The sequence below is a fragment of the Phaeodactylibacter xiamenensis genome, from assembly GCF_000759025.1.
Classification (GTDB): Bacteria; Bacteroidota; Bacteroidia; order Chitinophagales; family Saprospiraceae; genus Phaeodactylibacter; species Phaeodactylibacter xiamenensis.
In genome coordinates this window covers 87,491-113,697 of the sequence record NZ_JPOS01000010.1, presented here as the reverse complement: position 1 = coordinate 113,697, position 26,207 = coordinate 87,491, and the positions used below count along the sequence as shown (strand labels likewise).

General features: G+C 52.1%; 22 protein-coding genes. 8 read left to right on the top strand and 14 right to left on the bottom strand.

Going from position 1 to position 26,207, the window contains the following annotated elements; translation table 11 throughout:
- Positions 1-4: 4 nt before the first annotated feature.
- Positions 5-1,768, top strand: coding sequence for a LamG-like jellyroll fold domain-containing protein (locus tag IX84_RS30605; RefSeq protein ID WP_052515715.1), 1,764 nt, complete (start codon positions 5-7; stop codon positions 1,766-1,768).
- 64 nt (positions 1,769-1,832) lie between these two features.
- Here IX84_RS30605 and IX84_RS02915 read toward each other — a convergent pair whose 3' ends face one another.
- On the bottom strand, positions 1,833-2,696 hold the full coding sequence (locus IX84_RS02915) for a hypothetical protein (RefSeq protein WP_044216414.1): 864 nt from the start codon (positions 2,694-2,696) through the stop codon (positions 1,833-1,835).
- 346 nt (positions 2,697-3,042) lie between these two features.
- Here IX84_RS02915 and IX84_RS02910 point away from each other — a divergent pair, with 346 nt between their 5' ends.
- Positions 3,043-3,411, top strand: a complete 369-nt coding sequence (locus IX84_RS02910) for a HupE/UreJ family protein (RefSeq protein WP_052515714.1) — start codon at positions 3,043-3,045, stop codon at positions 3,409-3,411.
- An 82-nt stretch (positions 3,412-3,493) separates the two neighbouring features.
- Here the strand turns inward: IX84_RS02910 and IX84_RS02905 are convergent, their stop codons facing one another.
- The 5 genes from IX84_RS02905 to purL all read right to left on the bottom strand — a co-directional run bounded on the left by IX84_RS02905 (position 3,494) and on the right by purL (position 12,903).
- Positions 3,494-4,162 (bottom strand): hypothetical protein, encoded by a 669-nt coding sequence (locus tag IX84_RS02905; RefSeq protein WP_052515713.1) that lies wholly within the window; start codon positions 4,160-4,162, stop codon positions 3,494-3,496.
- A gap of 79 nt (positions 4,163-4,241) precedes the next feature.
- Positions 4,242-6,521 carry a TonB-dependent receptor gene (locus IX84_RS02900; protein WP_044216412.1) on the bottom strand — a complete coding sequence of 760 codons (2,280 nt, stop codon included), beginning with the start codon at positions 6,519-6,521 and terminating at the stop codon, positions 4,242-4,244.
- Between the two features lie 245 nt (positions 6,522-6,766).
- Positions 6,767-7,195 carry a hypothetical protein gene (locus IX84_RS02895; RefSeq protein WP_044216411.1) on the bottom strand — a complete coding sequence of 143 codons (429 nt, stop codon included), beginning with the start codon at positions 7,193-7,195 and terminating at the stop codon, positions 6,767-6,769.
- 124 nt (positions 7,196-7,319) lie between these two features.
- The gene (locus tag IX84_RS02890) at positions 7,320-8,666 is read right to left on the bottom strand and encodes an ATP-binding protein (protein ID WP_044216409.1); all 1,347 of its coding nucleotides are present in this window, start codon (positions 8,664-8,666) and stop codon (positions 7,320-7,322) included.
- Positions 8,667-9,237: 571 nt separating this feature from the next.
- The gene (purL, locus tag IX84_RS02885) at positions 9,238-12,903 is read right to left on the bottom strand and encodes a phosphoribosylformylglycinamidine synthase (protein WP_044216407.1); all 3,666 of its coding nucleotides are present in this window, start codon (positions 12,901-12,903) and stop codon (positions 9,238-9,240) included.
- 192 nt (positions 12,904-13,095) lie between these two features.
- Between purL and IX84_RS02880 the strand changes: the two genes are divergently transcribed.
- Both IX84_RS02880 and IX84_RS02875 read left to right on the top strand, forming a co-directional pair.
- Positions 13,096-13,830, top strand: a complete 735-nt coding sequence (locus IX84_RS02880) for a DUF3667 domain-containing protein (RefSeq protein WP_081968577.1) — start codon at positions 13,096-13,098, stop codon at positions 13,828-13,830.
- 301 nt (positions 13,831-14,131) lie between these two features.
- A complete protein-coding gene (locus tag IX84_RS02875) occupies positions 14,132-14,443 on the top strand; it encodes a nucleotidyltransferase family protein (RefSeq protein ID WP_052515712.1) in 312 nt (103 codons plus the stop codon).
- Here IX84_RS02875 and IX84_RS02870 read toward each other — a convergent pair.
- The gene (locus IX84_RS02870; protein WP_044216405.1) at positions 14,405-15,889 is read right to left on the bottom strand and encodes an ISKra4 family transposase; all 1,485 of its coding nucleotides are present in this window, start codon (positions 15,887-15,889) and stop codon (positions 14,405-14,407) included. The genes IX84_RS02875 and IX84_RS02870 overlap by 39 nt on opposite strands.
- 99 nt (positions 15,890-15,988) lie before the next feature.
- Here IX84_RS02870 and IX84_RS02865 point away from each other — a divergent pair, with 99 nt between their 5' ends.
- Entirely contained in the window at positions 15,989-16,234 is a 246-nt protein-coding gene (locus IX84_RS02865) for a hypothetical protein (protein ID WP_152604896.1), read from the top strand.
- Positions 16,235-16,329: 95 nt separating this feature from the next.
- Complete coding sequence (locus IX84_RS02860) at positions 16,330-17,475, top strand: adenylate/guanylate cyclase domain-containing protein (RefSeq protein WP_044216402.1); 1,146 nt, start codon at positions 16,330-16,332, stop codon at positions 17,473-17,475.
- Here the strand turns inward: IX84_RS02860 and IX84_RS02855 are convergent.
- Positions 17,472-17,984 (bottom strand): PepSY domain-containing protein, encoded by a 513-nt coding sequence (locus IX84_RS02855; RefSeq protein WP_044216400.1) that lies wholly within the window; start codon positions 17,982-17,984, stop codon positions 17,472-17,474. The two genes, IX84_RS02860 and IX84_RS02855, sit on opposite strands and share 4 nt — an antisense overlap.
- A gap of 90 nt (positions 17,985-18,074) precedes the next feature.
- Positions 18,075-19,244 carry a hypothetical protein gene (locus tag IX84_RS02850; protein ID WP_152604895.1) on the bottom strand — a complete coding sequence of 390 codons (1,170 nt, stop codon included), beginning with the start codon at positions 19,242-19,244 and terminating at the stop codon, positions 18,075-18,077.
- A 106-nt stretch (positions 19,245-19,350) separates the two neighbouring features.
- Between IX84_RS02850 and IX84_RS02845 the strand changes: the two genes are divergently transcribed.
- A complete protein-coding gene (locus IX84_RS02845; protein WP_044216398.1) occupies positions 19,351-20,619 on the top strand; it encodes a serine hydrolase domain-containing protein in 1,269 nt (422 codons plus the stop codon).
- Between the two features lie 275 nt (positions 20,620-20,894).
- Here the strand turns inward: IX84_RS02845 and IX84_RS02835 are convergent, their stop codons facing one another.
- On the bottom strand, positions 20,895-22,031 hold the full coding sequence (locus IX84_RS02835) for a phenol degradation protein (RefSeq protein WP_044216395.1): 1,137 nt from the start codon (positions 22,029-22,031) through the stop codon (positions 20,895-20,897).
- Positions 22,032-22,163: 132 nt separating this feature from the next.
- Positions 22,164-22,664 carry a hypothetical protein gene (locus IX84_RS02830; protein WP_152604894.1) on the bottom strand — a complete coding sequence of 167 codons (501 nt, stop codon included), beginning with the start codon at positions 22,662-22,664 and terminating at the stop codon, positions 22,164-22,166.
- Positions 22,665-22,832: 168 nt separating this feature from the next.
- Here IX84_RS02830 and IX84_RS02825 point away from each other — a divergent pair, with 168 nt between their 5' ends.
- A complete protein-coding gene (locus IX84_RS02825) occupies positions 22,833-23,912 on the top strand; it encodes a glycoside hydrolase family 43 protein (protein WP_044216391.1) in 1,080 nt (359 codons plus the stop codon).
- A gap of 12 nt (positions 23,913-23,924) precedes the next feature.
- On the opposite strand, the gene IX84_RS02820 is transcribed toward IX84_RS02825, so the two are convergent.
- From IX84_RS02820 to IX84_RS02810, 3 genes are all read right to left on the bottom strand, one after another.
- Entirely contained in the window at positions 23,925-24,341 is a 417-nt protein-coding gene (locus tag IX84_RS02820) for a DUF3124 domain-containing protein (protein WP_202965198.1), read from the bottom strand.
- A 151-nt stretch (positions 24,342-24,492) separates the two neighbouring features.
- Positions 24,493-25,263 (bottom strand): DUF6090 family protein, encoded by a 771-nt coding sequence (locus IX84_RS02815; RefSeq protein WP_044216390.1) that lies wholly within the window; start codon positions 25,261-25,263, stop codon positions 24,493-24,495.
- A 19-nt stretch (positions 25,264-25,282) separates the two neighbouring features.
- The gene (locus IX84_RS02810; RefSeq protein ID WP_081968576.1) at positions 25,283-26,095 is read right to left on the bottom strand and encodes a 3-keto-disaccharide hydrolase; all 813 of its coding nucleotides are present in this window, start codon (positions 26,093-26,095) and stop codon (positions 25,283-25,285) included.
- Between the last annotated feature and the right edge of the window lie 112 nt (positions 26,096-26,207).

Sequence of the window (26,207 nt, the reverse complement as noted above, 5' to 3'; positions counted from 1 at the left end):
CGTGATGAAGTTTTGGACTGCAGGGCTATTATTTTTAACCACAGCGTTCGCTGCCGCCGCACAGGACCTGACGGAAGGCCTGGTGGGCTACTACAGTTTCTGCGGATGTGAGGCAACCGACTATAGCGGGAACGAAAACCATGGAACCATCATAGGAGACCCCGCCTGTATCCCCGGCATCAAAGGCGAGGGCTTTCTCTTTAATGAGAATGGCGGGAATACGGGCTGCAGCACAGTCAATACAGACTTCATAGAGCTGCCCACCTTTGGCCCTATCTGGAGCGAAGGCATTTCAATCTGCGCCTGGGTGGAATACGAAAACATCGCCAACTTTGAGCGCATAGTGGATATCGGTAATGGAAGCGGGGACGATGGTGGCGCTCCGGTATGGTTTGGCAGGGAAGGCAATTCCGATAACCTGACGTTGGAAAGCTGGGTCAGTGCAGATCCCAATGCCAACCGCACTACTGGGCGCCTCGTGGCAGAAGGCGCCATCACCAACGGGCAAATCGAGTTTTACTGTGCGACGATTGGGGGCGATAGCATGAAAATTTATGTCAATGGTGTATTGGTGGCGCAAAAAGCGGGGCATCCAATCCTCAATGTAGAGCGCACTTCCAACTACATCGGCCGGTCCAATTGGTGCAACGCCGATCCTGATTTCCATGGGTTTATGGATGAAGTCCGGATTTACAACCGGGCACTGTCTGCCGCGGAAATCCTTCAGATGTACGAAGCCCCTTTCTTTGCCACGCCACCCGTAGTGGGCATCTGCCTGGGCGATAGTGTACAGCTCCTGGCGCAGGGTGGGGCAGCCTACGAGTGGTCGCCATCCAACTACCTGAGTTCAGATACAGTCGCGGCTCCTATGGCTTCACCACCGGTGCCGACCGAGTACAGCTGCAAAATCATTTTTCCGGATGGTTGTTTTATCACTGATACCGTATTGGTTGAAGTGGATCAGGATACCATGGTAGCCGTAGACACCACTATTTGTGCCAATCAGGATTACTATGGGTATCAGACACCAGGTACGTACAAGGATGTATTCACGACTCGTTACGGCTGCGACAGCATCCGTGTGCTGCAGTTGTCGGTACTGCCCAATTTTCTTTCTGCGGAGGAGGTTCTCATCTGCGAGGGCGAAAGTTACCGGGGGTTTACGGAAACAGGTATTTATGAAGACACCTTGCCTGCGCTTACCGGTTGCGACACCCTCTACCGGCTTTCGCTTCAGGTGGAAAGCCCTGTTATTAATAATTTGGGCATACAATCTGCAGACTGTGCCAGAAATAATGGTGCCATACAGTTTGAAATAGGGGAAACCAGCCGGGCTATTATGGCCTCCCTCAATGACGCGCCGCTTTCAACTTCTGATGTATCTGGATTAACGCCCGGAGCCTATGCGCTGCGCCTGACAGACGATGCAGGTTGTACCCGGGATACCCTGCTGACGGTTCCGCAGGCTGATTGCCCCCTTTACGTCCCTTCCGCTTTTTCTCCCAACGGTGATGGCCGGAACGACCGCCTCCGTCTCTACGCCTGGCCGGAGGCAGGGATTACCATTCGGACTTTTCGCATCTACAATCGCTGGGGCAGCCTGATGTATGAGGCAGAAAATTTCGCACCCAATGATTCGGGCTATGGCTGGGACGGGACCTACCTGGGCGAACGGCTTAACAACGGGACTTACCTTTACACTATTGTCGCTGTAAATGCGAGGGGAAAAGTGACTACCCTGACCGGTGACGTTCAGCTGGTGCCCTAACAAAAAAAGGGCAGCGCTTCTGCGCTGCCCGACAGTCAAAATAGTGTATGAATAGTAGTAGTAGTTAACGCTTGGTGCTCTTAAAGATCTTCTCACTGCGGACCTGACCGCTATCGTAAGCTTCCGCTTTTACATAAACGCCAGGCTCAAGATTGTTGAAGTCTTCCCCAACCTTCCGGCCGTCCATAGTGAAGTAGGTTACGCTGATGAGTTTGCCGTTAGGCTTGTCTTCAAAGATTTCCGTTGTAGAAGTCGAAAAATTAGGTGTAACCGTTATGTTCTTCATATAGCTGTACTGCGGGTCGAAGAAGGTGCCATCCGGGCGCATATTGTCACTCCAGAATGACCCGGTTCCAATCACCAGGGTTGCAGCATTCTGCATAAAATCAATGATCTGACTGTAGTCTGTGAGGTTGCCCGCGATGGTCACATCTGTGCTGCTTTCATTATAAGCCAGCTGATTGTCCACGTAAACGGCATAGCCTGTTTGGGTGAACTGCAATTTTACATTTCTCCACTGATTGCCGCCCAGGAAATCGGTATCGATTCCAAAGTCGATCAGGTTGGCGTCAATGAACATGCCGTTGTTAAAGCCCAGGTAAGAGCCATTGGTGAAATACATCCGGCCCAGGGCATCATCAAATAAGGCAATGAGGGAGCCCAGGACTTTGATCGAGTCCACACCTTCATAATTGTATACATCAAAGGCAATTTCTGCTTCTGTGAAGTCCTGCCCCATCAATGGATTGTCAAAAGATACATCAGGATTAGCCGCAGTCGAGGCCGCCTCTGCGACATCGATGACGAGTGCTCCTTCAAATGTTGTTGTGAATACCGGGTCAATGGCGCTGATGTCAATTGTAGTTTGCTGGGCGTGAACCGCACTAAAAGCCAGAACGGCCACAATGAGAAAGTAAATTTGTTTCATTACACTGATTTTAGATGGTAGAATAATAGTTACCTGCTTATTTGCTGCCGCTCAATGGTTGGTTAAGCCACGAGAATTCCATCACAAGGTGTTGCAATTCATAACACTTTGCGGCCTGCAATCAGGACAGCCTTAATTTTTCTAAAGTAAAGATAATAAAAATAAATGTAAAAAGTACACTTATATTAAAAAAGCCCTGTACAATTCTGATCACTAGTGGTTTAGGTCATATCGGGCTGAGATTAGGGAATGGTAAGTTTTTAGTTGAGCGGGTGTAGATTGGGCGCAACTTCAGCTGCTGCAGATAATCCTATGAAAGCAATCTTTACGTAACTAAGAAAAAACCTTGGCTCTATGCGGCTTTGAGCGGGTATTCAAGGCACCGGCTCCGGACCTGTTGTTTATGGTTTTTGCATTTGGGCTGATACATGGTTTCGGTTTGTCTACCCGCCTGCAGTCGTTTGAGCTTGGTGCCGACCAGTTTCTGGCTAAGATACTGAGCTTTAATGTCGGCGTAGAGGTGGGGCAGGTCCTTGCACTCATCCCCATCGTATTTGTGCTGAAAAAAATACAGCAGGCGAAGCATTACCCGGTCTTTTACAAAGTCGTTAATATTGGCTTGATTGTGGCAGGGGCTGCTCTGCTAGCTTATCAGTTGTATGGATTTTTTAGTGGGCAGGGGGAAGTGGCTGCCACTGTACATACACATTCGTGATTGCATTTACTTTCCGGTCCAAATAACGAGCGCCCGGTGCTGTTGCAGCTACCGGGCGCTTTTTAATGCGATTAAATGTCAATTAATCACACGACGTAGTCCGCTCAATATCGCAGTAAGTCGACCACCAGGGGTTAAACTGATTGTCCTTCTCGTCGTTGCTCATCGCCAGTAAGGCCTCTACGTCATCCCCATACCGCAGGTGCATATGAATGGGGTCGCCATGTGGTGAACGGGAGAGGACGTACTTAAATGCCGCACAGTCTCCGTCGTAGTCTTCTACTTTTTGGAACACATCCCAGATGGATGTCTTGGACTGCTCCGGGAAGTAATGCGGGTCTGGCCGGCTGCCGATGTACTGATAGCCGCACTCCGCCAGCTTTTGCTCCATATCGTCATGGGCGTAGAAAGCCATACGGGAGAGCGAGCCTTTGTCCTCACTGGTTTTCAGCACGAGGCGGCTGGGGTTGCGTGGGTCATTTTCCGTTAGGGAGTCGTTGGGGTTCATCCGAAACTCTCCGTTCATCGCCAGGTAGCGGAAAGCCGGGCTGCCATCTGCATTGGGGTGGCTGTGTCCGTCGCCTCCATGCCCGTGGGTGTGGGTACCTGCACCATGATCATGCGTATGTGCTGTTCCGTCGTGAGTATGGGTGTGACCGTCTTCCGCATGAGAATGGGTACAGTAAACGATGAAGAAGGAAAGGGCTGCCAAAATCGAGGCAGCAACGATTGTACTCTTTGGGTTTTTCATATCTGCAAGGTTTGAATTTTTGTAAAAGAATAGAGCTGAGGCTTACCGCAAGGGGCGCCTCAGCCCAGCGTGTTACTCTTTAGAAGCCGTACCGTACGCCAACGCTGTAATTCCGCAGTGGAGCGGGCGCAAACGACCGGGCATCCACGCTGCCAAATACCGACTCTGCGTAGCGGGCATTAAACAGGTTTTGGATTTCCATGAAAATCCGCCCTTCCCTCGAAGACTGCTTGTTGAAATTGTAGAAGAAGGAAAGATGGGATACCGTATAGCCCTCGTAGGAAGCTTCGTTATCCGGCGAAATGAAGTACCGCCCCACATCCCGGAACCGGAAGCGGCTGCCAAGCCCGGACGAGGTGACATAGGAAATATCCAGTGTGCCGATGGTCTGAGGTACGCCAGTCAGGCCTTTGCCTTCCAGGTTGTCCTCCGGATTGTTGGTGATCTCTGTCTCAATGTAAGAGAAGGTACCCGCCAGGCGCAGCCCGGGCAGGGGCGTCAGCGCTATTTTGGATTCTACCCCCATGCGGCGGGTTGCTCCGGCATTGAAAAACTCCAGAGAGCCGGGCGGGTTCTCCACGATTTCGTTGGAAGAGTCCAGGATGAAACCGGCAACATCCAACTCCAGCCAGTGATTAGGCAGGTAGGTAGCACCTACTTCATACTGCCACAGCTGTACTGGCCCGAGGTCTAGCCCGGCTTCATATTTCAAAGCGCTATTGGGCAGCGAAAAGCCATTGGAAACACTCGCCCGCAGGTCGAACCCTTCATACAAGGTGGAGCGAACGCCTACCTTCGGGCTAACGTTGTACAGACCGTCAATTTGGTCATCCACTGCGTCTTGCCCGGGGTCATTCGCTTCAAAGCTGCCGAAGTAAGTGTCATACCGCAGCCCTATGGAAGGACGGAAGTAAGGGCTGATGTCAAATTCTCCCTGTGCATAAGCCGATACGGACTGAATCGTAAACAAGCGGTCCTGTGTCTGCGCCTGACGCACCCGGTCTTCGGTGGCCCAGCGCATCCGCTCCGTTTGCTCGCTGTAGAATTCCAGACCGGCAATCCAGTTGATGGAAATACCGGAGAGCTCACTGTAGCCATTCAGGCTGGCACCGGAGGCATACACATCGCGGGTGTTGAACCGCTCCGACTGCCCGCCGGGCTGGAAGCCAAACTTAGCAAAACGGGTAAATTCCTGCTGCACCGCATACCCAAACACCAGCAGGCGGAGGTTGTCGCTAAAGCTGTGGTTGAGATCAAGGCGCTGGGTGTAAAACTGCTTATTGCCGCCGTCGTTTTCCCCATTGGGGTCCTGCAGGTTCCGCCGGTCATCATCCTCAAACTGAGTTTCGGAAATGTAGCCCGGGGCATTCCACTCGCTGCTGTGGCCGCGCAGGGACAGGGCGATGTCCGTTTTATCGCTCAGATCATAAGAAAACCGGCCCGTGAGGTTGCCGCGCAGCGTTTCCGAGTTTTCGGAATACCCATCGGTGCGGAAAAGCTGGAAGGCGAGGTTGGTCTGCAGTTGGTGATCGGACGCACCGAGCGGGATGCCTTTGCCGATGGCAACCTGCGCATCAAAGGTGTTAAAAGAACCGCCGGTAACGCTTACGTCCTGATAGTTGCCGCCTTTGCGGGTCTCTAATGCCAAAGTGCCGCCCTGTGCAAACCGGCCGAACAGTACGGATGAAGGACCCTTATAGACCTTCATCGACTTCAGGTTGAGCGGAATGAGGACGTTCAGGTCGGCATAACCATCGGAGTGGCCCTCTGCTTCGTTTAGCGAGATGCCATCGATTTCCACACCAGCCTCACCGGCGTGCCCGCCGCCGCCGAATCCGCGGATGGAGAACTGATCGGCTACGCCTCCCTGCCGGTAAGCGACGAGGTCAACGCCCGGCACCTGCTCAATCAGCCGCAGGGGCTGTTCGATATTCAGGCTTTGGATTTCCTCCTGTCCGATGATGTCAACGGTAATGGTATTGTTTTCCCGGTTGAGGGCTTCGCCGCGGACGTAGATTTCGCTTAGGGAGGTTGCCGTCTGCCGGAGGGTGATGTCGACCTTTGCTGTTTGCCCGGCTGCTACTACGACGGGCTCGCTGTGGCGTTTGTACCCCACAGAACTTATGTCGAGGGTGTAGGTGCCCGGCGACAGGTTGGCAATGGTAAATTGTCCGGATTCGTTGGTGGTCGCGCCCTGGGAAGTGCCCCTTACGGCGACGTTGACGGCTACCAGCGGCCCTTCAGCATCGGATTGTATGGTGCCGCTAATATTGCCATTGGACTGACCCCAAAGCGAGGCTGTACTGAGACTGAATAGCAGGGCAAAAGTGAGTTTTATGAGTAGTTGTGTCTGTTTCACAATTATAATTTTTGACAGGCAACAGGAGGTTGCGTAGTGCATGTCCTGTTGCGTAAGGAATTGGGCCCGGGTTTTCCAGGCTTTAGAATACAGGCATGAAGGGGGCCTCACAGTACCACACCCATCTTCAAGAAAAGACAGGCTGTTTTTACTGCACTACGGTAGTTTAAGCCAAGCCAATCTGACTGCAAAGCAGAGCAATTGCTTCGGCACCTTCATGAAATAGAATAAATGGACGGAATGAGTTAGTTCAGGATTCTGGGAGGCGGGCAGGGTATAAGCGGGTGGACGGACTGATAAAGCAAAAGCATGCCGACCGATAGGGCACTGAGGCTTGTCTCGGGAGCAGAAGCATAATGCATTGTGCTTAGCAGTCCGGTAAGGCTCAGCATGAGCCAGTTGAGGTGGAGGAGGCACTGCTCGGAAGCCTCCTGATCAAATGCGCTAAAGGTATCCAGTAAAAAGGTAATGGCCCCATGATGCGTATGATGGTGGCCTGCATGGTGTGCCTCTGCATGATGATGGGCATGGCCTGCACCGTGGTGGTGCGTGTGCCAGTGGACTTCTTCTCCTTCAAGGGCGTGCGCTAGCCAGTGTATCAGGGCTCCGGTGCCTGCGCCAAAAATATTGACGCTAAGCATGACGAGCAGGAGATATGTGGTGGCTTTTTTCATGCGACTAAAGGAGTGTGTCTCTTTTAGTCAAGGTACGGCGATTTACCGGCAGGCAGATTAAAAACAGGGGAGATTCTTTTGCGAAAGCGGTAGATGCGGTCGTTTTAGGGCTTTTCAACCTCCGCTATTGACGATTGGCGGCCCATTTTAAGTACCCTTCCAGCTGACTCATGAGGTAGTAAGGGAGGTTGACCAAGCGGTATTCGTATCCGGCGGGTGTCCGGGCGTTCTCCACAGATATAGTATTATTGAGAAACCGGATGGCAAAGGGCGGTTGGCCGCGCTCTACAAACTGATGCAGGGACCGCAGCCTCCCCTGTGGCCCGGCTTTTACCTCAATCGGCAGGAGCTGCCCCTCATAGGGATAAACCAGGTCCACCTCAGCATTAGCGTTGGCTTTTTCTCTTACCCAGAAATGGGGCTTGAAATCCTGATTGTTGTGAAGTGCAATCAACTCCTGACTCAGTAAGTGCTGCACGATAAATCCCCGGTAAAGGCTGTTTAAGTCTGCCAGGCCCAGAAACTGCGATTGGATTTGGAGGGTATGATTCAGCAACCCCGTATCAATAAACTGAAGCCGGGGGCGTTTTTTCAAGTCAGTGATGACAGGTGGCGTAAGCTGTGTGGTGGGGTAAATTAGGCGAATCACTCTGGCCAATTCGAGGTTTCGGAGGGCTTCGCCCACTTCCCTTGAGCCATAGTTGGAATGGCCAAACCCTGCAAACTTAATCCGGTCATGCTCCATTGGCGCAGACCGGATGATGTGCCGCAGGACCTGCCGTTGCGTATTGTTACCGGCGTATTTCTCGATATCGTCCAGGTAAGCCTGCCAAAGACCAGCATAGAGAGGCGCAAGGCCGGACAGCGGTGTACCATCGGTGTAACGCTGTACCACTTCGGGCATCCCGCCAAGCAGAGCATATTCATGGAACAGGATGCGCAACTTTTCGTGTGCAAAATCCGGAACGGGGATGTGCTGTAATGCCTGCAGTGCCCGATCCTCGCCTTTCCATTGCAGGAACTCCTCAAAATTGAGCGGGTGAAGATAATAGTGACTGACCCGGCCAACCGGGAAACTCCTGACTTCACCCAAAGAGAAATCGAGCAACGACCCGGCAGCAACGACATGAATATCCGGGCGCTCTTCGTAAAAATAGCGTAGCAGCCGGATTGCTTGCGGGCTTTCCTGAATCTCATCAATGAAGAGTAGTATTTTTGAACCTGCACCGGAAATGTTGCGCTCGAAAAAAAGAGCCTCCATCAACTCGTTTACCTCGAGGTGCCGATGGAACAATGCCTGTATACCGGGCTTTTCAGCATTAAGTTCAATGAAATGATCAAAGTTGCTTGCCAGCATGCGCACGAGGGTCGACTTGCCTACCTGTCGGGCTCCGCGGATGAGCAGCGGCTTTCGGTTTGGGCTTTCTGCCCATTGGATCAAATCTTCTAATGCCCGGCGCTTTTTGATCATAAATCCAGGTTTTGTAATGAATAACCCCTTATTTATGACAAAAGTTGTAATGAATAACCCCTTATTTGTAACAAAACTGGGTTGGTTACTTTGAGCTGATGAAGCTCCGGGACGGATTTTTCCCTGTCACTTAGGTCTGTTAATACCTACAGGTCTAACTAAAGAGTGCCGTTAAATTGGAATAACTCTGTGCTGTACGCCTGTCTGATTGGCTATGGCAGACCGGTACAAAAGGCGAAATCTAAAGCGCTAATACATTCCGTACCTACGGCACGGATAAACTTTCGAATCCAAATTTTCTACCAATATAGCGTACCCAAAGGCACGCTAATTGTAGATTTAAAACCACTGTAATAGAGCAACAGCAAAAAAACGCTCGAAGCGTAAGAACAAATTTGTCAATATGATGTGCCTTTAGGCACAAAATCTAGGTAAAAAAGGGTTTAGGGAGAAGGCTCGTGCCGTAGGTACGGAATGTGAAACGCTAAACCAGGAATCGCTATAATAAAACAACATCCATGAGAAAAATCTTCGATGAATTTAAGGAGTTCGCGGTCAAAGGCAATATGATTTAAGTATTCTGGTTCACCAGCCACTCCCGCGCATTTACAAACGCCTGAATCCAGGGTGACACCTCATCCTGACGGCCAGCGGGGTAGTGCGCCCAGTTCCAGGGGAAGATGGAGCGCTCAATGTGCGGCATCGTAGCCAGGTGGCGGCCATCCGCGCTGACGAGCATAGCGGTGTTGTAGGCACTGCCATTGGGGTTGGCAGGATAGGCTTCGTATCCGTACTTCGCAACGATGTTGTAATCGGTTTCAGCGCCCTTTAGGTCAAATTTGCCCTCGCCATGGGAAATCCAAACGCCCAGGGTGCTGCCCTCAAGACCGGATAGCATCACGGAGTTATTTTTGCCGATTTTCACAGAAGTGAAACCGCTCTCGTGCTTATGGGAATCATTGAAATCCATCAGCGGGTGCGGATCCTGTTCCGGGTAGATGAGCCCGAGCTCCATGAATAGCTGACAGCCGTTGCAAATGCCCACCGAGAGCACATCCTCGCGGGCGAAGAAGTTTTCCAGCGCGGTTTTAGCCTGCTCGTTGTACTTGAAAGTGCCTGCCCAGCCCTTGGCAGAGCCCAGCACATCGGAATTGGAGAAGCCGCCCACAGCGCCAAGGAATTGGATGTCTTCCAGGGTCTCCTTGCCGGTCATCAGGTCGGTCATGTGCACGTCCCGGACTTCAAAGCCAGCCAGGTACAGCGCGTGAGCCAGCTCGCGTTCGGAGTTGCTACCCTTTTCGCGCAGGATGGCGGCTTTGGGTTTGTGGGCATTCTCTTTTAGCTCCGGCAGTCGGCCGCTGAAATGGGCAGGGAATTGGTACTGCAGCGGCTGTTTTTTGTAATTGGCGTAGCGCGCATCAGCCAGCCCGTTGGCCGTTTGCTTTTGGTCGAGCAGCCAGGAGGTTTCGTACCAGGCGTCCCGGAGTTTGGGGATGTCGAAGGTGTGCTGCTCCTCACCATTTTGGATGCGCAAAGCATCTCCGGCCGTTACTGTGCCGATGCGGTGGCAGGGGATGGGGGAATTGACCAGTGCGGTGGCGCTTTCTTCATCTCTGAGTTGCAAGACTACACCGGCATTTTCTGCAAACAACACCTTGATGATGTCCTGTTCTCCTAGCGGGCTCAGGTCGAGTTCGGCAGATAGATTATTGTCGGCGAAGCACATTTCCAGCAGAGTGGTGATCAGGCCGCCGGAGGCTACGTCATGCCCGGCAACGACAGCTCCGCTTTTTATCAGATCCTGTAGTGCATTGAAGGTATTCGCCAGCTTTTGAGCATCCTTTACGTCGGGCCCTTTCGAGCCGATCTTATTGCGGGCTTGCGCGAAGGAGCTGCCGCCGAGGTGGAAGTCATCCTGCGAAAGGTTGAGGTAGTACACCGGGCCAGCGTCCTTTTGGAAGACCGGCTCAACAACCTTATTGATATCCGAGCAAACGCCTACCCCGGAAATGATCACCGTACCCGGCGCCAGTACATCCCCATCCGGGTATTTTTGTTTCATGGATAGGGAGTCCTTGCCCGTAGGCACGTTGATGCCAAGTTCTATGCAAAAGTCAGACACGGCCTGCACCGCTTCGTACAGGCGGGCGTCTTCCCCCTCGTTGCGGCAGGGCCACATCCAGTTGGCGGAAAGGGAAACGGATTGGAGCCCTTCCTCCAGCGGAGCCCAGACGATATTGGTCAGTGCTTCTGCAATGGCATTCCTGGAACCGGCTTTCGGGTCGATCAGGGCATTGACCGGAGCGTGCCCGATGGAAGTAGCGACGCCATGTGGAGTGTCGTACCCCAGCGCCATAACGCCGCAGTTGTTTAGGGGTAGTTGCAGCGGGCCGGCGCACTGTTGTTTGGCCACCAGGCCTCCCACACAGCGGTCTACCTTATTGGTCAGCCAGTCTTTGCAGGCCACGGCTTCGAGGCGGAGTACCTGCTCCAGGTATTCCTGAATCCTGTCAGGGTCATAGTCTACGGCCTCGTACTGCCGCTCCACGGCCTGATCTTCCATAATGGTCTTCGGAGAGCTCCCAAAGAGGTCCGCCAGGTCGAGGTCCAGCGGCGTTTCGGCTTTGGATTCGGAAACGGCTGAGAAGCGCATATCGCCGGTCACTTCACCGACCACGTACATGGGCGCGCGCTCCCGTTCTGCGATTTTTTGCAGTAGCGGGATGTCCTCTGCCGCAACGATCAGGCCCATGCGTTCCTGAGACTCATTGCCGAGGATTTCCTTAGCCGAGAGGGTGGGGTCACCTATCGGCAGAGCATCAAGGTCGATGCGGCCGCCGGTTTCTTCCACCAATTCGGAAAAGCAGTTGAGGTGGCCCCCTGCACCGTGGTCGTGTATGGCAACGATGGGGTTCTTAACGCTTTCCACGAGGTTACGTATGGTATTGGCAACCCGCTTCTGCATTTCCGGGTTGGAACGCTGCACGGCATTCAGGGTGATACCCGTGTCGAACGCGCCGGTATCGGCTGAGGAAACGGCGGCGCCGCCCATACCAATGCGGTAGTTGTCGCCACCCAGCAGCACGATTTTATCGCCTTTCCGGGGCGTTTGTTTCAGGGCCTGATCGAGGATGCCCGAGCCCACGCCCCCGGCCAGCATGATGACTTTGTCAAAACCCAGTTGGCGGGCGTGCTCGGCGTGCTCGAAGGTGAGCAGAGAGCCCGCAATGAGGGGTTGCCCAAATTTATTGCCGAAATCAGAAGCCCCATTGGAAGCTTTGATCAGGATATCCATAGGCGTTTGGTAGAGCCATTTCCGCTCGGGCACGGCTTTTTCCCAGGGGCGGTTTTCCATCAGGCGGGAGTAGGCGGTCATGTATACCGCTGTTCCGGCCAGAGGCAAAGAGCCGATCCCACCTGCCATACGGTCCCGGATTTCCCCTCCGCTGCCGGTAGCCGCCCCGTTGAAAGGCTCCACCGTGGTCGGGAAGTTGTGGGTTTCGGCCTTTAGGGAAACGACCGTATCCACTTCTTTTTTGCTGTAGCTGGAAGGCTCGTCCGGGCGCTCAGGTGCAAATTGGCGGAGCTGTGGGCCCTTTAGGAAGGCAACGTTGTCCTTGTAAGCGGAAACGATGCTGTTGGGATGGGCTTTGGAGGTCTTCCGGATCATGGCAAAAAGGGAGTCCGGCTGTTCCTGCCCGTCGATCACGAAGGTGCCATTGAAAATCTTGTGCCGGCAATGCTCGCTGTTGATTTGCGAAAAGCCGAAGACCTCTGAGTCGGTCAGCTTGCGGCCAATACGCTCCGCCACTTCCTCCAGATAAGCGACTTCTTCCTCGCTGAGGGCCAGCCCTTCCGCCGCATTATAAGCTGCGATATCTTCAATAGGGCGGATGGGCTCCGGTTGGATGTGTATGGTGAACAGCTGCTGATCGAGCCCGTCGAAGCGTTGCTTCAGCATAGGGTCGAAGGGTGCAGTTGCCGAGAAAGGCGTGTACTGCTCTATTCTCTGTATGCCGCTGATGCCCATATTTTGGGTGATCTCCACCGCATTGGTACTCCAGGGAGAGACCATGGCTGCCCGCGGCCCAATGAATTGCCCGTCGATCGTCTGTTCATCGAGCTTAGGCTGATCGCCAAACAGCCAGGTGAGCTTGGTCACATCGCTGTCGGTGAGGGTGGCTGTAGCCTGAACGGCAAAAAGGATTCGTTGGGGGTCTCCGAAGAAGTGGATCATCAGCTTATGGATTTAACATTTGCGTCAAACCACAAAGGTCGCTTGTTCGGGTTAAATTGCCAAGGTTTTGCGGTGGGGAGTTGGGATTTCTCTCCGGGGCGCAGCTATTGCGAAGAGAAGGGCTTTTTTATTTGCTTTTTCTTACGATATTGAGTTTGTATTACTCAAAGGTCCAAACCCGAAACACCTCTAATGACCATGACTCAGACCGCCAAGTGCAAGCGCTGCAACCATGAGCTCTCCGGTGAATTTTGCTCCGCATGCGGGCACCCGAACAACCTCAAGCGGATTGACAGTCGCTACCTGCTGTCCGAAATCAGCAGTGTGCTCAATTTTGACAAAGGCATTCTGTACACGGTTCGGGAACTGCTTCTCCGGCCCGGGGAAAGTGTGCGCCGGTACATCCGGGAAGACCGCAGCAAGTTGATGAAGCCCGTCATTTTTGTCATCGTTTGTTCGCTGCTTTATACGCTTGCCCAGCAATTGCTGAATTTTGAAACAGACTACGCGGGGGCCAATGCAAAGGCAGCCGGCGAGTCTGCCGTTAGGAATATACTGGTATGGATGCAGAAAAATTATGGCTATGCCAATATAATGATGGCGTTTGTCATTGCCTTCTGGGTTCGGCTGTTTTTCCGAAAGGCCGGCTACAACTACTTTGAAGTCCTGATTCTGCTGTTTTATGTGCTTGGAGTGGGGATGCTGATTCTCGCTGTATTTGGGATCGGTGAAAGTCTTGTGGGGCTAAGGTTGCTTAGCTTAGGCGCGTTGATTGCCTATGTTTATGCCGGATGGGCCATCGCCCGCTTTTATAATAAACGAAAGAAAATTAACTACCTCAAAGGCATCTTAGCCTACACGATAGGAACGGTAACTTCATTTGCGGCAGCCATCCTGATCGGCATGTTGATTGATGCAGTGACTTGAATTTAGAAAGGAAAGGTCCAGAGATGTGGCTCCGTGAATTGAGGGGCTTGTAGTTTACTTTTTTAAGATTTAAAGATCAGTTAATTACAGTGAGATCAGTTGATGAAATTATGGGTTAGAGGAAGCCGTTTTGAGCAGAAAGCTGTAAATTGTATGAAAAACTACGAAATGGCGCCCAAAAGAATTAATATCGTACATAAAGGAAGCGACACAGGGAATATTGATTATTTCAGAAGTCTCAGTAAATTGGAAAGGTTGGTTCACCTGGAGCAATTAAGAACAAAATATATGAAGTGGAGCCATGATACTGAACAAGGATTTCAAAGAGTTTATCGGGTTGTTAGAAAAGCATGAAGTTAAATATTTGGTAGTTGGCGGGTACGCGACAGCCTATTATGGTTACCCAAGGTTTACTCAGGATATTGATCTTTGGATATGGACAGCCCCGGAAAATGCCCGGAAAATTAAGAATGTATTGTTAGATTTTGGTTTTGAATCTTTAGCTGTTTCAGTATCGGATTTTGAAAAATCAGATCAAATTATTCGAGTGCGTGACAAAAAAGCGGGGCATCTATTATGCCGCCATTTTCCGGAGGCGGATTTTGCGTTCTGAGCCAACGACAAACTGGACAAAATCCTCCATGTCGCCATTTAATTTTACAGCTCTTAGATCCATCACTTTTTGGGCACTGTCGCTGCTCCACCGCATGCCGCTCTGCTCCATACGCTCTTTGACCAAATGCCCACAAGTGGACTCTGCCATAGCTGAGCTTATGGGGTATCCCTTCTTGATAAAAGCCAGATAGTCCATCTTATGCTGATGGTTGGTAAAATAGGTAATGGCTTTGTTCAGCTGTTGGCTTTTACTTTTGGATAATTTTGTCTTATCCCGGATAGCCACTAAATCATCAATGACTTTTTGCGTTTTGCTGTTGAGCAAGTCCGTGAGCATATCCCTGACCCAAGGCGTGCGCAGCTTGGACTGCTCGCCAAAAACGGCAGTCGCGGCTGCCCAAACATATTCCAGCACATGGATAATATCCAGGATAATGCCATCAAAGGCATCTTCCAAACCGTATTTTTTGACCGCTCCCAAGACTTTGTCCTCTAGCCCGATGCCTGCGTCAATAGGGACAACGAAGCGGCTGTCTGTATGGCTAATCCGGTTTTTGATGTCCTGTATCCCATAGTCCACCGCCTTGTCCTGGTCTGCTAAAAATGCCCTGCGGTGGATATTTTCGTGCCAGCCATTCTTTTTTGAGCGCTGCTCTTGTTTTGGTTTTTTCTTTATCTTTTGAGGCTCGTTTTCCACTCCCATCAAAGCATCGGCAATGGCTTTGACACTACGTTGCTTAGGCTTAAAGCTGGAAGTTACTGAAACAGTTGCCATCTGCTTTGTCCCTGGTTTCTCCCCTTTGCCCAAGCGGGCTTTGGGGTTGCCCGAGCGGGCTTTGGGCTTTCTTACCTTCGGTACGCCCTTGCCGTCAAAAGAGGCGCTGAAGCACACCGCTTCAGGTTCTGCCTTAGCCGGGCGGGCCTCATAATAGGCTTCCACGTATTGGCCCAAATTAAGAGTGTTGCGCACCGAGGACTCCCAGCGCAAATCCAAATTCAGCAGCTTGTTAAACAGGTGCACGCTTTCACGGAAATCATTCTCTGATGCACTTTCGCCCACTAATTCCTGGATATTGTAAGACCAATAGCTCCCTCGGGGCAACTGCAGGTGCTCATCCAGTTTATATACAACCCCTTTGTCACTGGCCCAGTGGCTCGGGCGCTGTATGGATAAGGGCCCAAACAAACTTAAATAGCGCCGCGCCTTCTTGCCCTTGCTTTGGCAAGCTGCTTGATTGTCCACGTCGAATTCATAACTCTTGCACTGTTTTAGCTTCCCGGCTATGATGTACCGGAGCAGCAGCAGCCCGATGCTCAGCAATTCGCTCAGCAAGCCTTTTTCAATGTCATGCATGGCATCCGAAGATTCGACGTATCCATCGCTAAGGCACACTAATTCTTCAAACTTCTGATTTAATCGCTGGGTAAGTTGCTGTTTTTCCATAACTTCATCCGGGAGGTTTGGCTGTCGTTAATTGTTTTGTGTCAAACTCAATTTACGACTTATTGGCTCAACCTCCCTTTTTTACCCATCCCCGCTTTTTTGTCACGCACTCAAATTATTCAGTTAGGATATCCTCCTAACCGGATAGACATACTGACGTCTATAGATGGAGTAGACTTTAATGATGCATTTATTAAGCATGAAGTATTTCAGGATGAATCGGGAACGATAAAATTTATTGGTCTGCAAGATCTTATAAGAAATAAAAAAAGTACAGGCAGGCTTCAGGATTTGGCCGATGTGGAAATGCTGGAGCGCGTTAACAGAGACAGAGAAGATCAATAAGACAGCTCTGAAAATCCGTCCCAAAATGTAAAGCCGAACGATTGCATGTCCGGGAGGCAGTATCATTGTGCCATTATTCAAGTAAAAAGCATACCATGATACCACCCCGGACAAAACGATTCCTCACCCGCCTGCTGCCCTTTGGGCTGATCTGGTTACTGGCTGGCTGGGTATTCCTGCTGATTGAGCATGCGGCGACAGCTGGCATCGACACCCTGCCTTCCACCGTCATACAGATGGACTGGCGCATATTTGTAGTGGCTAGCTTTGCGGTGACCGTAGCTGGCTTTTTCACCGGCTATCTGGAGCTGCGATTCCTGGACCCCTGGCTGGGGCACCTGCATTTTGCGCGGCGCTTGTTTCTTAAGCTGATGGCCTATGCCTGTATTTTTTCGTTTGTGATCTTGGTGACTTTCCCGGTGGCAGCAAGCCTGGAGATGGGCGTAAGTGTGCTGCAGCCCGAAGTATGGACCCGGTACCTAAATTACCTCACGAGCATCACCCACCTGAGCACAGGCGTGCAATTGGGCGCAAGCCTGCTGCTGTCCCTGTTTTACGCTGAAATCAGTGAGTTTATGGGGCAAAATGTCCTGAATAATTTCTTCACCGGGCGTTACCACCGGCCAGTAGAGGAGGACCGGGTTTTCATGTTCCTGGATATGAAGTCTTCCACGACGATTGCGGAACAGCTTGGGCATCAAAGGTATTTCCACCTGCTGAAGGCCTACTACGACTGTTTTTCGGAAGCCATCATCGACCACGGCGGTGAAATCTACCAGTACGTCGGGGATGAAATCATTCTTTCCTGGCCGTACCGGCAGGGGCAAAAAGACAACCGTCCACTAGATTGCTTCTTTGCCATGCGGGGCAGCCTGCGGTCCAAAGCCCTGTGGTTTAAGCAAAATTTCGGGGTAGTGCCTGCCTTCAAAGCCGGCATACATTTAGGCAGGGTGACCACGGGTGAGATTGGGATGATCAAAAAGGAAATCCTGTTTTCCGGCGATGTGCTCAATGCCACCGCCCGCATTCAGGGGCTGTGCAACAGCTACGGCGTAGACCTGCTCCTTTCTGAGGAAATGCTGCAGCAGGTGAAGCTGACGCCTGCCGATCAGGTGAAAAGGCTGGGTGAGGCGACGCTCAGGGGGCGGTCCGCTTCTGCTCACCTCTTTACCGTTCAGCGGACAGTACCGGAGGCTGCACGAGTCACCTCCCGATGGATACCGGCGGTAGCGCTGCTTTAAAGCATCAGCATGATCAGCGTCAGGATGATGCCCCCGGCGGTGAAATAAAGCCCCTTTTTGAAGATATCGGTACCCGGCATGAACATCCAGAATGCGGAAATCACAAAAAACAGCAAGGATACTCCGAAGAAAATATTGAGAAAATACAAAGGGCTATTCGTAGTGGCTTTGTGTAGGCTCGTCATTTTATCCAGCACCAGCGGTAATTTCTTCACGATATACTGAGCCATGCCAGTAGACTGATCAAAGGTGCCATTCTCAAAGTAGACCAGGCTGCCCTCTGTTTTTTCGACCTTGAGGTTCTTAATGTTGAGCGCCTTTCCGAGTTCAGCAGTGGTGGTGGCCGGAGGGAGCTGTTTTTCAATTACGGTTTCTTTTTTGAGGAAGTCCGTTTTGCGGAAAATCAGCACCACGCCGCTAATGGCATAGACGGCCATTATGCCAGCCAGAAAGAAGCCAAGGTAACGGTGGTAAACCCGAAAGGTGTTGCTGAGCTTTCGTTTGTCCATTGAGCAATGCTTTTGTGAGGTGTAGTTGAGTATTTGGCAGGGCTAGGCAAAGCTACAGACTCTTTTCTGTTTCCGGTCAAATGGAATGCTTCAATCTACCAAAATAATACGCCCGCTCACCGTACGCTGAAAGGGCAGCTGATCCAGTTCCCGGAAGCATTGGAGGCGGGCACGCCAGAAGTAGGCACCGGCTGCCTGAGGGAGTTGCGCCTGATCAACATTGGCGGCGCTGCCTGACCATACTTTTTGGCCTGCGGCCGTAAACAGCTCAAGGGTGTAATCTTCTACATTCCGGGAGGGGATGGGGGCTAGTTGGTTGGAAAGCCGGATAGGAGAGGGCATAATAAGGTCGCAAAAACAGCCATCCGTCTCAACGTTAAAAGTTTGCTGTATAATATCGCAGCCGAAGAAGTTGTTAACGACGTACTGCCCGGGCATCCGGGTTTGCAATTGTTGCTGCACATCCTGCCCAACCCATTGGTAGCTATCGGCATCGGGCAGGGCTTCGAGCCGGGCATTGCCGCTGTCGCAAATGATGGTGTCCTGTGGTGGCAGTTGGGTAAGCATACTTCCTGTTTCGCCGCAGCGGGTCAGTTCCACCTGGTCCACAAAGTAGTAAGCCCAGAACCGGCTATCCTCAACTGCCGTTTCCTGAAAGGTAGTACGGGGCTGATCGTATAAATTGCCAATTAGCAAGTACTGCTCACCGCCTTGAGCAAGGTACTGCCCGCGGATTTCCATCCATCCGGATGTATCGGATAATACCCGCCCTTCCTGGTTTTTAACTACGTAGTAGTATTTGCTTAAGCTATCCTGCTCCGGGCGCTCCCGTGATAGCATAGCCCCAAAGTCATCGGTCATATAGCCTGACTGCTCGGAAAGGCTGACCTGAAAGCTTAGTGTGTAGACCTGTCCGGCCTCCAGCGGTTCTGTTAATTGAACGGCAAGGAACTCTCTGACATTCCAGGGGTAAACGATCATCCCTGCGTAGCCATTCCCTTCGAAGGGTTCCTGATAGCCACGCTGATTGAAAGGCACACCCGCAATTGGAGGGTAGGTCCTGTGAAAGAATTCCGTGGTGTATTCAAATTTAAACCAGTCTGCTGTAGCATTGACTCCATTGACGCTCAGTTCCGGATGCTCGAAGTACGATTCAAAGCCTGGGTTGGGGACGAGGTTTTGAGCATCTGTCCCGAAGCCGGGCAGTAAAGTACAGGAAAGAGCGACAAGCCTGAACAGGTATTTTAGGTAAGCCATCATTCGTTCGGTTGATAAAATATAAAAATAGTCAGAAAACGCTTTCCTTTTGGCAAAAGCCCGGAGCTTTGTATTTTGAGTGACTAAATATCAACGAAAACCAACTGCTATGAAGCACATGCATTCCCACTTTCTGCTGCTGACCTTTTTGATTACTCTACCCACCTTGATAAGTGGGCAAGCGCTGCAGCAAGTCGTTCCGGAAAGCGTCGGTTTTTCCTCCGGACGTTTAGCGCATCTGGACCGCACTTTTCAGGATTATGTGGATAACGGGCAGTTGCCTGGCGCGGTGGTTCTTGTGGCCCGCAATGGACAGATACCCTACTTTAAAGCCTTTGGGGACCGGGATATGGAAACGGGCGAGTCGATGCCTAAGGATGCCATCTTCCGCATCGCTTCCCAAACCAAGGCGATCGTCAGCGTTGGGGTTATGATGTTGCAGGAACAAGGACGCCTGCTGATCAGTGATCCGGTGGGCAAGTATCTGCCGGAATACATGGAAACTACCGTGGCAGTAGCGAAGGAAGAAGGCGGGTACGAAGTGGTAAAAGCTGAGCGCCCGATCACCATCCGTGACTTGCTGACCCACACGGCAGGTATCGGTTATGGCTACGGACCGGCAGAAGAGGTCTGGGAAGCCGCTGGCATTCAGGGTTGGTACTTCGCGGACCGGGAGGAGCCGGTGCGGGAGACGATACGGCGGATGGCCGCTTTGCCCTTTAATGCACAGCCTGGTGAGCGTTTTGTATACGGCTACAATACGGATATCCTCGGCGTGCTGATTGAGGTGGTCTCCGGACAGCCTTTGGAAGCGTTTCTCACCACTCGCATCTTTGAGCCCCTGGGCATGGAAGATACTCATTTTTACCTGCCTGAGGAGAAAGTCAGCCGCCTGGCTACGGTCTATTCCAAAGAAGCGGACAACCTGGAACGTGCGCCCACTCCCGGGCACATGCGTGGACAAGGCCACTACGTGGAAGGCCCCCGGACCAGCTTTTCCGGCGGGGCAGGCCTGCTCAGTACCGCTATGGACTACGCCCGCTTCCTGCAAATGATGCTCAATGGCGGCACTTACAATGGGCAGCGTATCCTGTCCCGCAAGTCAGTCGAGCTAATGACAGTTGACCACATGCGCGACATCCCTTACGGACCGGATGGGCAGGGTTTTGGGCTCGGTTTTAAGGTGGCTGCCGATCTTGGTGCCCGAGGTACGCTTGGCTCAGTGGGCGATTACGGCTGGGGCGGCGCATACCATTCCCATTATTGGGTCGACCCGGCAGAGGAGCTCGTGGTGGTCTACTTCACGCAAGTCATCCCTGCCCGAGGGCTGGACGACCACGCGAAGCTTAGGGCGCTGGTGTATCAGGCGCTGGAGTAAGGGCGTAAGCTTTATTTGCGGTTTTTTTGCTCCGGCAAAGCAAAGGCCACGACCAAATTCCCTGGTGATCTGAGCAACAGCTTCAACAGCATTCCCATCTTGCTGCACGGTAATCAGATTAGGAGGCGCGGGCGGATCGCAGTCCCAGAGGTCGTGGTGGACAAAAAATGCGTAGTCGCTTTAAAGTTAAATAAAAAAGGGCCGGCTTGGAGACCGGCCCGGCAATTGGGTTCGTTAGGCGCTGCAGCAGCAGGCGGCTTGGCTAGCCTGCCGCTTTAATCCAGATTAAAAGGTGCCGGTGCTTTTGCGTCGTCCGGCGCAATCCGGTACGCCACACTGAAATTGATCAGGTAATCCGCGAATGCGGCATCGCCGTTGCGGGGCTGCCCGGTGGCCTGCTCAGTTTCCAGGTCGGTAAGGCTCTGCGGGCGGTTGCGGAGCATAGCGACTGGTACAGAAAGGCTGAGCGTCGTCCGGCTGTTCATGAGGGTCAGCCCGGGCTCCAGCGACAGCACTTCTCCGGGCCGCCGGAACCCCCCACTGCCGCCGATGAGGTCCTCTACTGGCACGGCTTCGTAACGGGCACCAATGGATACGCTCAAAGCAGGCACAGGGGTATTGTAGCTGAATCCGCCCCGCAGCCCGTATTGGTCCGGTACCGACATGATGGATTCATTTTGCAGAATCGGGCTAAGCGTTTCCCGAAATGTGCGAACGCCATTCGTCTCCCTGGGATTGGCCAGGTAAAAAGCACCAGCGTAAGCAAAAAGTGTGGGAGACAGCTGCTGGAAGAACTGCAAGTCTACTGTCAGGCCAAAACCGCCATCGCCAGGTTGGATAGACTGGTCTACGGGACGGACCTGAGGGGTGCCTTCCGGTCCGACGTTGTAAAAAATGTCCGTTGCATTATAGTCGCCCGTGGGTAGCTTCACGCCCAACCCGAGTGCGAGGTTGCCCTTGGGGCTGCGCGCAGGGTCGAAGAGCCAGTAACCCAGGCCCAGCCGCACATCAGCAAGGCCGCGGGAAAAGGTCGTATTGCGCTCCTCCCGGCCATGTTCGTATAAGGAAGAACGGGTGTTGACCACAAATGGGAGGATGGCCGTGGCGTACATTCGGTTGCTCAGGCTGTAGTTGACCGAAAAGTCCCAGGCGTGGGCATGGTTGATGACTTCCGTCTCATTCGAAACCCGGTCGGGCTCCTCGTGCGTGCCCCGGAAGTGGCGGAAGGATTTGAAGTAGCGGTAGTTCATCCCGATCTGCCATTCACCAGCAGACAGGAGGTTGGAGGAAAGATTGTTGCCGCCACAGGAAGAGAAGTGGCGGATGGCCACGCAGCCTTGTCCCCGCAATTGCAGAGTACTTAGGCTGGCGAATAGCATTAGGGTCAAAATACTTTTATAATGGGTATTCATTGAGAATAAGTTTTAGATGGGCAGGCACGGTACAGACAGGTCTCTAAGTAACAGTCAACCCTCCTGAATCGCGTTCAGGGAGTCCGTGTGCTCCAAAGATTTAAATTGGCCAATTGATTTCAGGTGAGGAAATCAGGCTCTGGGAGGAGGGTCAGGGAGCGATAGGCTGGCCGTGGAGGCTGGCTGCTGAAAGAAAAACGAACCCCGGGCAGTGGCGACCGGCACCGATGGCAGAGGGTGCAGCGGCGGGTCTACCCTGAATTTGGAAAACAGCTGGTCGAGCAAAGCCCGTCCGCTGTTCGAGTCTTCTGAAACTGGGGGCATAGCCTGCAGGTACTCTACCAATTGGGTGGAGTCTGCCGCGATTTTGTAGTGTATGGTTTCGCCTCCGATTTCTTCTGTTAAAATAAACTGGCTGCTGTAGCCAATCAAAGCCGGATGAAAATCTTCTTTAATGATAGCGACCTGATAGGAGGCACCGGTGCTGGCCTTGAGAGCCTCCGCCAATTGTGCCTCACGCTGGTCCATTTTGCGCTGCACTTCTATAATATGGAGCGTTTCCACCACTAAATGCCCGGCCATCCACTGGAAGGTGATTAGGAACAGCAATAGCCATGAGGTTAGTGGTCGCATGCAGTCAATTGGGTAGATCTATAGCTTAAAGGTAGGAAATTCTTTGTATAAACTACCTACCGTTATTTTTATCCGTCCTGTTATTTGAAAATGAGATGCAAGTGTGCCGTTTTTTGCCGGAAAAATGATTATTTGCGGGACTATCGGTCATCAAAAATCACTGCCTTTATGTCATCAAAAATCGTCTTTGCTATCTGGCTTCTACCCTTGTGGTTTTGCGTTGCCTGCTCGCCTAAATTTGCAGAGCATAAAGAAAAATCTTCTGCTACAAACCCTGTTTTCCCCGGTTGGTACGCCGATCCGGAAGGGATTATCTTTGGACAGCAGTATTGGATTTACCCCACTTTTTCCGATCACTATCCGCAGCAGCGGCGGCCCTCCAAAACGACTCCGGCACAACTGGCCCTGCGCAAAAACGCCATCAATGAGCAGTACGTGGAGCAGACTTTTTTTGATGCCTTTTCTTCCCGGGACCTGGTCCACTGGGAGCGCCACCCGAGGGTATTCGATATTGAATGGGCAGACTGGGCTTCCTACGCCATTTGGGCGCCAGCCATCACTGAGGCGAATGGGCAATACTATCTTTTCTTTTCGGCTAACGATATCCAAAGCGAAGCCGAAGTGGGCGGCATAGGCGTGGCGGTGGCTGATCAGCCTTCGGGGCCCTTCAAGGATGCTTTGGGCAAGCCTCTGATTAGCACTTTTGAGCATGGAGCACAACCGATAGACCCTTTCGTATTCAAAGATGATGACGGCCAGGCGTACCTCATCTATGGCGGATGGCGGCACTGCAATATCGTGAGGCTGAGCGATGACCTGCTGCGTGTGGTACCTTTTGAAGATGGCGAAGTGTACAAGGAAATTACACCGGAGCAGTACGTGGAAGGGCCTTTCATGTTCAAACGGAACGGGCGGTATTACTTCATGTGGTCGGAAGGCGGCTGGATGGGGCCCGACTACAGTGTGGCGTATGCCATTGGAGATTCTCCCTTCGGCCCGTTTGCGAGGATTGGCAAAGTGCTGCAGCAGGACACGGCTATTGCTACCGGGGCGGGGCACCATTCAGTCATTATTCTGCCAGAGCAGGACCGCTACTATATGGTCTACCACCGCCGTCCGCTGGGTACTGATAACCCCCATCACCGGGAGGTTTGTATTGATGCGTTGCGGTTTGACGAAGAAGGATTGCTGCTTCCGGTGAAAATGACCCGGCAGGGGGTAATGGCGAACCCGCTTCAGTCGCCCTGATAGGTTTTGGAATCAATGCTTCGGACCCAATCGGACACCCTGAGTGGTAAAGGACAACCCCTGTTGGCCAGATGTCGAAATCATAACAGCCTCAAACAACGGCGCATTCCCAGTTAAAGGAGTCCGCCAGTCGAACAGGAAATTAGCACCGGTGCCCCCTTCACGGTCGATTTCGTCAATAACAATTTCAACGGTTTCCATAGGGGCAATAAAAATAGGCCTTGCAAAGTAGTTTCGGATTGGGGTGCCATGAGTATCGTAGTACACGGCCTCTTCAATATAGACCGTATCCTTTCGGTTCACATTGCGCAGGCTGATGGTCGCCGTGAGGTCATGGGTGCGGTGCTCGGTCTGACTGTAAATCTGGGAATAGACCGATAAGTAAGTCGTGCCTGAAGCCAGGGAATCAGGGTTTGGGATTTCAATCATCCGCTTTTCTCAATTGACGGGGTTGATGGAGCTGATTTCCTCCCTGGGGGTGCAGGAAGCTAAAATAAGTACAAAGGCTAAAATGGAACCGTTTTTCATGATCTGCCGCATTTGATTTACAGGGGTGAAGCTACTGCTTTTAGCTAAGAAGCTAGTTTTCAATCTCCCTGTGGATCAACTCCAAAATGGCTTCCAGCTCCTCCATCAGGGGCAGGTAATGCGTGTCAGTAGTGCCTGCGCAGGCCAGCAGAAAGAGGAGCAGGTGGTTCTCAAAAGACTTAGATTGCAGTAAAGCCAGATTAGAATGTGGCTGGGCGGATGGCGACAAGTCGAGCCCATCGGCTGTCTGGCCAGCTTGCTCCAAAACCGTCCGGATACTGTAGCGGTCGCTTAGGAAGGTATTGAGAATACGCTTGCGTTCCTGTTCCTGGTCTTGTTCCTGCCGGGCGACATCCTCCACGGTGGCCATCCAGTTGGTCAGCCGGCGGCGCAGCTCAGGATTGGATAAGTCGCGGAGACTGCCGGAGTTGATCATCTCGTTCAGTAGCGAATTGTTGGGGTTGAAGGCGATATCGTAAGCGAGGGTGCTGTAAATCAGCTTGGAGAAGGCAGCCTCATCCGTGAGTGTCGTAGAGTCGGACATAAAGCGGAGTAAGGTGCGAGCGCCTTCAGCGTTTTGCTGATTGAGGGCGATGAGGTTTTTAAGCTTGTATTGACTAACCTTAAACTCTTCCTGCAATCCCTTTAGGTACACTTGTTCCTTGTTCCGGGTCAGTCGCTGCTCATTGCTGTTGTTGATCGCCAGGGCGATGAGGATGCCAGCGACCACCAATACGATTTCGCCAAGTGCATATAACAGGTACTGACTGACGCGCTTTTCAGCAATTAACTGCTGGCGGATTTTCCGGAAAAACTTGATCATGGTCTTGAGCTGCTTTTAGTTAAAAGTCTGTGTCCGCACCATCCAGCTCCAGCTCCTTAATCCAGATATTCCGGTACAACACATCGTGCCCTTCGGCCTGTAGTTTGATGCCACCGGGAGTATCTGTAATGCCAAAGCCTTTATCGTTTCCGCCGTCTAATCCGGAGAACTTTCCACCCCAGACTTTATTGATGGGTACATTTTGGTGCACCTTATGACCATTGAAATACAGGCTGACCAGCGGTTGCTCCACGAGTTTGCCACCCTCAAACCGGGCCGCGCGGAAGGTGATATCATAGGCATTCCACTTACCGGTTCCATTATAAAAGGCGTAAGGGGATTCCGTCTCGTTAATGACTGTGGCCATGCCATGCTTTGTGCTGTCTCCATCCAGGATTTGAATTTCATACCGGTTTTGCAAATAAACGCCACTATTGCCCCCCTCATTAGGCACCAGAAACTCTACATGCAGGCGGAAATCCCGGTACTTCTTTTTCGTTACAATATCGGCTGCACCGTACAAGCCGCCTTTTGAGGCAGGGTCGTTGCTGTTCAATGCCGTGCCTTCATCAACCGGGTCCTCGACGATCTGCCACTTGATGGGCAGTGCTGCTGAAAAGCGCGGGCCTTCCCAGTACGTCCACTTCTCCTCCAGCATGGCTTTTGATCCGTCAAATAGTACTTCTGCACCCTCCAAAGGCTGCATATTAATACCGGGGCGTTCCTTTGCTGAAGCGCCGGCGGTCTCCTTGTTTAGCGCGGGGGAACAAGCACTTAGCAATCCAATGATAAGCCCCCCTGCAATTAACCAGACCAGATACTTGCTTTCCATGAGCTGTTATTTTTGAATGCTGAATTTAAGAGGGATTATTTAATTAGAATAGCATTTCGACTATTGTTAATGGGCATGATGTACAGAACCATGGAAGGAAGGGGATTTAGGG